6 protein-coding genes are annotated in these 8,487 nt (G+C 72.3%); 1 reads left to right on the top strand and 5 read right to left on the bottom strand.

The window, feature by feature from the left end; all coding sequences use genetic code 11:
• Window positions 1-353 precede the first annotated feature (353 nt).
• The 5 genes from GRQ65_RS13410 to ligD (GRQ65_RS13390) all read right to left on the bottom strand — a co-directional run bounded on the left by GRQ65_RS13410 (window position 354) and on the right by ligD (GRQ65_RS13390) (window position 4,857).
• Window positions 354-1,550, bottom strand: a complete 1,197-nt coding sequence (locus GRQ65_RS13410; RefSeq protein ID WP_160878469.1) for a sensor histidine kinase — start codon at window positions 1,548-1,550, stop codon at window positions 354-356.
• 6 nt (window positions 1,551-1,556) lie between these two features.
• Complete coding sequence (locus GRQ65_RS13405) at window positions 1,557-2,252, bottom strand: response regulator transcription factor (RefSeq protein WP_160878468.1); 696 nt, start codon at window positions 2,250-2,252, stop codon at window positions 1,557-1,559.
• An 84-nt stretch (window positions 2,253-2,336) separates the two neighbouring features.
• On the bottom strand, window positions 2,337-2,876 hold the full coding sequence (locus GRQ65_RS13400) for a hypothetical protein (RefSeq protein ID WP_160878467.1): 540 nt from the start codon (window positions 2,874-2,876) through the stop codon (window positions 2,337-2,339).
• Window positions 2,877-3,028: 152 nt separating this feature from the next.
• Window positions 3,029-3,943, bottom strand: a complete 915-nt coding sequence (gene ligD, locus GRQ65_RS13395) for a non-homologous end-joining DNA ligase (protein ID WP_160878466.1) — start codon at window positions 3,941-3,943, stop codon at window positions 3,029-3,031.
• A complete protein-coding gene (gene ligD, locus GRQ65_RS13390) occupies window positions 3,943-4,857 on the bottom strand; it encodes a non-homologous end-joining DNA ligase (RefSeq protein ID WP_160878494.1) in 915 nt (304 codons plus the stop codon). Before ligD (GRQ65_RS13390) ends, ligD (GRQ65_RS13395) begins: the two co-directional genes overlap by 1 nt.
• A 115-nt stretch (window positions 4,858-4,972) precedes the next feature.
• Between ligD (GRQ65_RS13390) and GRQ65_RS13385 the strand changes: the two genes are divergently transcribed.
• A complete protein-coding gene (locus tag GRQ65_RS13385; RefSeq protein WP_160878465.1) occupies window positions 4,973-8,419 on the top strand; it encodes an ELWxxDGT repeat protein in 3,447 nt (1,148 codons plus the stop codon).
• Window positions 8,420-8,487: the final 68 nt, after the last annotated feature.

The raw sequence follows: 8,487 nt of genomic DNA, 5'->3' as shown, positions 1-8,487 counted from the left end.
GCCGACACGGGGCATAACAAACTAATTCGTCGACTATGACACACTGTTGAGTTCTCAAAGATCAGACGCACACCATCCGCGGCCTTTCGACCGCCTCTGGGGCAACCTGCAGAAACTTACCTGCCGGCTTCACTCTCGTCAACTCGGCCGGCCTGAGCCGATCCGGGCACACGAGTCCTGCTGTGAGCCGATCCGACCGCAGCGGGTGGGGAGTCCGTCCTGCGGAGCGATTGCTCCGGGCCGTTCTCCGCGTTCCTGCGGCGAGAAGGAACATTACAGACTCCCCCGCCGGACACCAACTCGAGGTGACGTGACCCGGGCCACGTGGTGTCCGGAGGGTGCCGGCGGCGCGGTCAGCGACGAGGCAGGAGCACCGTCAGGGACCGCGGATCGTCGCCGTTGACGCGCCCTCCGAGCGCAGTCACGACGGCTCGAGCCTGGGTCAGGGCGAGCCCCGCGCTGGGTCCTGGTGCGGACTTCGGCTCGGCCGCCGCCACCGTGATCGTGAGGTGGCCGTCGTCGTCGGCGTCGAAGACCAGGCGGACCGCGCCGGCACTGCGGCGCAGGACGTCGGTGCGCAACAGGTCGAGGACGTGCTCGACCGGGCCGGGGGTGTACGTCGTGTCGAGGCTGCCCTCCACCGCGGCGGTCAGCTCGCGTCCCTGTTCGGCCAGCGCATCCGCCCAGGTCTGGGCGCACTGGGTCGCCAGGTCGCGCAACGGGATCTCCGCCCCGGCGACCAGCGCTCCCTGCTTCGACAGCGCGACCAGGTCGCCGGTCACCTGGTCCATGGCCTCGATCCGGCCGACCGACCTGGTCGCGGAGCGGCGTACGTCCTCGGGGACGTCGTCGCGCTGGGCGAGGTCCTCGAGCTCGAGGCGCAGCCCGGTGAGCGGGGTGCGCAGGACGTGGGAGGCGTGCTCGGCGAACGCCTGCTCCGAGGCCAGCCGCTCCTGGAGCTGACCGGCCGAGGTCAGCAGGGCCTGGCCGATCGCCTGGACCTCCGGCATCCGGCTGCGTGGCAGGTCGAGGTCGAAGCGGCCCCGGCCCAGCTGCTCGGCCGCGACGGCGAGCTGGCGGAACGGCGCGGACAGCAGCCACGACATGACGTAGCCGACCAGAGCGGCGAGGAGCACCACGAGCAGGAGCAGGAAGCCCGCCGACGAGGTGTCGTCGGCGAGCTCGTCGACCACCTCCGCGGACTCACGGACGACGAGCTCTCCTCCCCCGTCGACGTCGCTGCGCGCGGAGAGCGCGTCCTGCTCGACGTAGGCGCCGCCCGTGACGGCCACCGGAGTCGTCGCACTCGGCGGGGTGTAGGTCAGGGCGTACGACGGGTCGACGAGCCCCTGCAGGAAGGCCCGGTCGACCGGTCGTCCCAGCGTCTCGCGCTGCTCGATGACCAAGGCGAGTGTCGCGGCCTCCCGGGCCAGTTCGCGGCTCTCGTGGGTGCGGATGTCCGCACGGGCGGACCAACCGCGGATCCCGATGGCGAGCAGCAGGAGGACGACGCTCAGGACGACGAAGGAGACCGTCAGTCGTGGCCGCACCGGCGCTCAGCCGTCGGAGGGGCTGCCCTCGAGGCGGAAGCCGACGCCGCGCACCGCGACGACCTTCTCCTGCACCCCGACGCTCTCGAGCTTCTGACGCAGCCGGCCGATCGTGACGTCGAGCGTCTTGGTCGAGCCGTACCAGTTCTCGTCCCACACGTCGGCCATCAGGCGGGTGCGCGAGACGACCTTGTCCTTGTTGGCGACGAGGACGTTGAGGACCTCGAACTCCTTGCCGGTGAGCGGGACCTCGTCGTCGCCCGAGAAGACCCGCCGGGCGGCGACGTCGATGCGCAGGCCCCCGTCGTTGCCGCTGTCGGCCGAGCTGGACTGGTTGTTGGTGCGCCGCAGCAGCGCCCGGACCCGGGCCTGCAGCTCGGCGAGGCCGAACGGCTTGGCCATGTAGTCGTCGGCGCCGTAGTCGAGCCCGACCACGCGGTCGAGCTCGCCGGCGCGAGCCGTCACGATCATGATCGCGCCCTCGTAACCGGTGTCGCGCGCCTTGCGGCAGACCTCGAGGCCGTCCATGTCCGGAAGGCCGAGGTCGAGGATGACCACGTCGGCGTGGCGGGAGCTGACGTCGTCGAGCGCCTTCTGCCCGGAGTCGACCCAGTCCACGTCGTAACCCTCACGCTCGAGGGTGCGGACGAGAGGAAAGGCGATGTCCTCTTCGTCCTCGACGACGAGGACTCTCTGCGGCATGAGGCTGATGATAGGCCGCCGGCCGCCGGGCGGTGACGGCAACGCTCCGACAGAGGGACGCGCACCCTCGAGACGTGCGGCGTCTCAGCCGACCGGCAGGGTGGGCCGGGGCAGCCCCGAGGGCATCGACCGCCGGGTGCGGCGACGCCGACGGCGTCCTCCGCGCAAGGCCAGCGGCAGAGCGGCGACCGCGATCATCACGAGCAGCACCCATCCCCCGTCGACCACGAACGGGTAGCCGATCCACGGGATCGTCAGCCAGACCCGTGCGTAGGTGTCCTGCTCGAGGCGCACCTGCAGGCCGCCGTTGAGCTGGGCCAGGTCACCGTCGATCGAGGTGATGCGACGGGTCAGCCGCTCGTCGGAGGGGTCCTGGCTGCCGCGAGCGGTCGAGACGGTGACCACGTCGCCGCTGCGCAGGTCGCCGCGCGGGGTCTCGCGCGCCAGGACGACGGAGCCCCGCCCGGTGCCGGGTGCGGCGGTGTCGGTGACGACGTAGCGGTCGAGGCCGAGCACGGCCGGGAGGAGCACGAGGAGCACGACCGGGACCAGCACGAGCAGTCCGAGCGTGAGGCGCCGCCACTCGCCCCGCCCGGACCGGTGCGGCACCGGTGCGATCTCCACAGTCACTCCCTCGCGACTCGACGACCCGCGACGGGCGTCCCCGCCCACGCTAGGCGAGCGGTGACCACCCGGAGTCACGGTCGGTCCACACCCGGTCCATCGTTGGGTAACACCGCAGCGCGGCCACCGGCGCCCGTGAGAAGGGCGTGCGGTCAGGCGAACAGGTCGCCGTACTCCTCCACGCGGCGCAGCACCTCGTCGAAGCGGAACTGCTCCAGGGCGTCCGGGTCGTCGGCCCCCGCCTCCACCTCGTCCCATCCCAGCGGCGTCGCGACGTAGGGCCGGTCCCGACCGCGCAGCGAGTACGGCGACACGGTGGTCTTGGAGCCGCTGTTCTGCGACCAGTCGAGGAAGACCTTGCCGGGTCGCTTGGCCTTGGTCATCGTCGAGGTCACCAGGCTCGGGTGCGCCTTCTCCAACGTCTCGGCGACCTCCTTGGCCAGTGCCGTCGACTCCTCGGGCGGCAGCCGCCGGGGCAGGTCGGCGTAGAGGTGCAGCCCCTTGCTGCCGCTGGTCACCGGCTTCGGGACGAGGTCGCGGGCCTCGAGCACGTCGGCGACGAGCAGCGCGACCCGGCAGCACTCGTGGAGGCCGGCCGGTTCGCCGGGGTCGAGGTCGACGACCAGACGGTCCGCACCGCGGGGGCGGCCGTCGCGACCGACGGTCCACTGATGGACGTGGAGCTCGAGGGCGGCGAGGTTGACCAGCCAGGTCAGGGTGGCGAGGTCGTCGACGACCGGGAAGATGAGCGTGCCGTCCTCCTTCGACGCCGTGCGCGACCCGGTCGTCGGCACCGTCACCGTGCGCACCCAAGAGGGGGTGCCGGAGGGGACGTTCTTCTCGAAGAAGCTGGCGTCGTCGACCCCGTGGGGCCAGCGGATGCGCGTGACCGCCCGGTCGGCGAGGTGCGGCAGGAGCACGGGGGCGATCTGGGCGTAGTAGCTCAGGACCTCACCCTTGGTGGTGCCGGTGCGCGGGTAGAGCACCTTGTCGAGGCTGCTGACCTTGAGCGTGCGTCCCTCGACGTCGACCAGCACCTCCTGGCGCTCCTCCGGGCGCTTGGCCATCACAGCTCCTCGGGGCTGACGTCGGTGCGCACGCCCTGGAAGGACGGCTGACGGAGGCGGTCGTAGCCGAGGCCGTGCGTGTCCACGTCGACGACCAGCACCGGCTCGACCCACGAGGTCCCCCGAGCGTCGACGCGCGGCACCTCGTCGGCGAACGGGCTCGTGGTGCGGGCGAGCGGGGTGACGAGCTCGGTCAGCCGGCGGCTCACCGCACCGCTGATGCCGCTGCCGACCCGGCCGCGGTACATCAGACCGTCCTCGGTCATCTCTCCGACGAGGAGGGCCGCCAGCCGGTCGCTCGTGCCCTCCTGGGGCCGCCAGCCACCCACGACGAAGGTGCCGCGGTGGCGGTGGGCGAACTTCAGCCAGTGCGGGCTGCGCTCCCCCGGCGCGTAGCGCGACGTGTGGCGCTTGCTGACGATCCCCTCGAGACCCTGGGCCAGCGTCGCCTCGTGCAGCATCGCCCCGTCGTCGTACGCCGCCGGCACCTGCCAGGTCGTGTGCTCGAGGCCGAGCTCGCCCAGCATCCGGCGGCGCTCGCCGAGGGGCAGTGACGTGAGGTCGCGACCGTCGAGGCGCAGGAGGTCGAAGACCATGTAGGTCGCCGGCAGCCGGTCGGCCAGCGCCGCCGCCGTCGCCGCCTTGCGGACGTGCATGCGGTCCTGCAGCACCCGGAAGTCGGGCAGCCCGCGGTCGTTGAGGGCGATGACCTCGCCGTCGACGAGCAGGTCGCGCTCGCCCAGCGGGCTGCGGTTGAGCTCGGGCCAGGCCACGGTCACGGCGTTCTCGTTGCGGCTCGTCAACCGCGTCGCCTCGCCGCGCGGGGTGTCGGCGAGCACCCGGACGCCGTCCCACTTGACCTCGTGGCTCCAGCCGGGGTCGGTCGGGACGTGCCGTCCGGGCGTCGCGAGCATGGGGCGCACCGCTCCATCTTGGGGGCTCCCCCGCCTCGGTCGTAGTCACGCGCGTGTCCACGGGTGACACATCGGTGTCATGTGAACGTTCTCAGCAGTCCCTAAGGTCACACCCGTGAGCACCCGTGCGCGCCGCCAGGCCAGGACCGTCGCCCGTCTGCGGCGCGCTCAGCGCAAGGGACTGCGACGCCGCGCGCGCAACCTCGGCGTCCGCCCGGCCGTCGTCGGCGCCGCGGCCGCGCTCGCCGTCAACGTCGCGGGCCTCGGGCCGGCATCGGGTGCCGACCCGGTGCCGGTCTTCCAGCCGTCGGAGCCGTCCGCGAGCTCGCCGAGCGCCCTCCGCTGGGGGCGGGCCACGCTCGGCTCGACGACGTTCTTCGCGCAGAACGACGGCGACAGCATCGAGATGTGGAGGACGGACGGCACCCCCGGCGGGACCGCCATGGTCAAGTCCTTTGACCCGGGCGACGACGAGCAGGGGTACGGCGCGCCGAGCGGGTTCACGACGGTCGGGAGCACCGTCTTCTTCACCGCGGCCGACGGCGTGAACGGCCGGGTCCTCTGGAAGACCGACGGCACCACGGCAGGGACCGTGGTGGTCGCGGATCCCGACCCCCGGCGGGTCCAGGAAGGCTCCTCGATCGGCAACCTCACCGCTGCCGGATCACGGCTGTTCTTCACGGTGGACGACCGCGCCCACGGGATGGAGCTGTGGACGAGCGACGGCACCGCCGCCGGGACGGCGCTCGTGCGCGACATCGCGCCCGGCACGGAGTCGGGTGTCTACCCGTTCGGGGGGTTCACGGTCACCGGGCTCGGCTCCGCCGTCCTCTTCCGGGCCTCCGACGGGATCACCGGCCAGGAGCTCTGGCGATCGGACGGGACCGCGTCCGGAACCGTTCGGGTCGCCGACCTCGTGCCGGGTGCCGCGGGCAGCGACCCGTCGTCGATCGTCACGGCGGGCGGTACGGCGTTCTTCACCGCGACCGACCGCAGTCGCCGGACCGACGTGTGGCGCTCCGACGGCACCGCCGCCGGCACGTTCAGGCTGACCGACACGGCGTCGCAGCCGTTCTCCCCCGGGCCGGGCAACCCCGTGGTCGTCGGCGATGCCGTCTACTTCACCCACTCCGGGGACACGGCGCTCGAACTGTGGGCCAGCGACGGCACGCAGCCAGGCACGCGCGTGGTGGCACGACTCGCGCCGGGGAGTGCTGACTACCCGGCTCCCCAGTGGATGACCGCGGTGGGGGCCCGGCTCTACCTCACCCTGTCGGACACGGCCGGTCGGGAGCTCTGGAGCTTCGACCCCTCCGCCGGACGGCTGTCCCGGGTCGCGGACATCAATCCCGGTGCGCCGAGCAGCGACCCGTGGGAGCTGGTCAGCACGGACCGGGGCCTCTTCTTCACCGCCGTCGACGGCGTGCACGGGCGAGAGCTGTGGTGGTTGCCCTCCGGCGGCGCTCCTCGCATGGTCGCGGACCTCGACCCCGGGGTCGCGGGGGGTGGGATCTCCGATGCCTTCGCGGCGAACGGGGCGGTGGTCTTCAGCACCGGCCGCAGGCAGCTCTGGCGCTCCGACGGCACCGCATCCGGAACGGTGCAGATCCGCGGAGCGGGCGCACCCGTCGGCGCGGAGCCCAGGTCGCTGACGCCTCTGGGCAACGGTCTCGTCTTCAGCGACCAGGACGCTGCGCGGGGACGCGAGCTGTGGCACTCCGACGGCACCCGCGCGGGCACCGGCCTGCTGCGCGACATCGACCCGGGTGCGGCAGGGAGCCAGGCGGGCGAGCTCGCGAACGGTGGCCGGGGACGAGTGGTGTTCGCCGCCTCCGACAGGGTGCACGGCACCGAGCCGTGGAGCACCGACGGCACCACCGCGGGGACCCTGCAGGTCGCCGACGTCCGCCCGGGGCCGCAAGGCAGCTATCCCAGCGACATCGTGACGACAGGGTCGGGGACCTCGTTCTTCGTGGCCAGTGACGGCACCGCACCGCGGCAGCTGTGGCGGAGCGACGGCACCAGCGCCGGGACGCGGGTCGTGACCGACCTGCCGCCGACCTGGTACTCGTCGGGGCCCCGGACCCTGGTGCCGGTCGGCGATCTCGTGTTCCTCGTCGTCGACAACCACCTCTGGCGCACGGACGGGACGCCGACCGGCACCGTCCGCGTCGACGGCTCCCTCGATCTGGACGGCGTGAGCGAGCTGACTGTGCTCGGCGCCCGTCTCTTCTTCCGCGCCTCGAAGCGGGACGGCAGCTCCTACCTGGCGAGCAGCGACGGGACAGCGACCGGCACCACGCTCGTCCGCAAGCTCGGAGCCACCTGGTACGACCCGGGTCCGTCGTCGCTCACAGCGGTCGGCCCCACCTTGTTCTTCGCCGCCGGCGACGGCGGACAGGGCAGCGCGCTCTGGCGCAGCGACGGCACGAGCACCGGGACGGTGATGGTCGCCGACACCGGCCCCCTGGACGGCCTGTACGGGCAGCCCTACTCCCTGACGGCGGTGGGCTCGACGTTGTTCTTCACCGCGAACGACGGCGTGGCCGGCCGTGAGCTGTGGAGGTCCGACGGGACCGCGGCAGGCACCAGGATGGTCGAGGACATCAGCTCTGGGGTCAGCTCGAGCGACCCGAGCGGTCTCGTCCCGGTCGGCGGCACCGTCTTCTTCTCGGCGGAGACCTTGGATGACGGGATCGAGCTGTGGCGCAGCGACGGCAGCGTCGCCGGCACGACCATGGTCACCGACCTGACCCCGGGTCCGCGGTCGACGGACATCTCCTACCTCACCGCCGCCGGTGGTCTGGTCTGGTTCACCAGCTGGTCCGTGCACGGCGTCCGGCTGTGGCGCTCGGACGGCACCTCGGCGGGCACGGTCGAGCTCATCGGGCCCGGTGTCGACAAGTCCTGGTCACCGGCGCCCAACACCGAGGTGCTCGACGGCCCGGCCGATGGTGCGACGGTCTCCGGGTCGTCGGTCACCTTCGCGGTGCAGGGCACGAGGGGGCTCGCCGCCAGGCTCGAGTGCAGCCTCGACGGCGCGACGTACGTCGAGTGCGCCTCGCCGGTGACCTTCGCCGGGCTCGCCACCGGTCGGCACACGGTGCTGTTCCGCGCCGTCGACGCGGAGGGGTTCGCCGACCGGACTCCCGCTCGCCGGGTCTTCACCGTCGTGCCGGCGAGCACCGCGCCGCCGACGGGGACCACCGCACCTGCGCCACCTGCCGCCACCTCGTCCGCCACGCCTGCGTCCAACTCGTTCGCCGCACCCGGGTCCGGGAAGCCCGACACCAAGAAAGGCACGCTCACGCTGAGCGTCGCCCTGCCCGGGCCCGGCACGCTCTCGGTGCAGTCGGCCGGCAAGGCGCTGCTCAAGCCCGGCAAGGCCAGCGTCTCGAAGGCCGGGACTGCGAACATCGTGCTCAAGCTGTCGTCGGCCGGGCAGAAGGCCATCAAGGCCTCGCGCAACGGCAAGCTGAGGGTCAAGGTCTCGCTCACGTTCACGCCCACCGGTGGGACGGCCCGCACCGTGGTCAAGACCTACGGCATCGTGCGAGAGTGACCGATGCCCGTACCCCCATCGGCATTCAGTGAACATCTAGTCACAAAGGGCGCCTCGAACGGCCCAGT

The sequence above is a fragment of the Nocardioides flavescens genome (assembly GCF_009823805.1).
GTDB classification, from domain to species: domain Bacteria; phylum Actinomycetota; class Actinomycetes; order Propionibacteriales; family Nocardioidaceae; genus Nocardioides; species Nocardioides flavescens.
The sequence above is the reverse complement of the archived record's forward strand: the minus strand, read 5'-3'. Positions and strand labels throughout refer to the sequence as shown.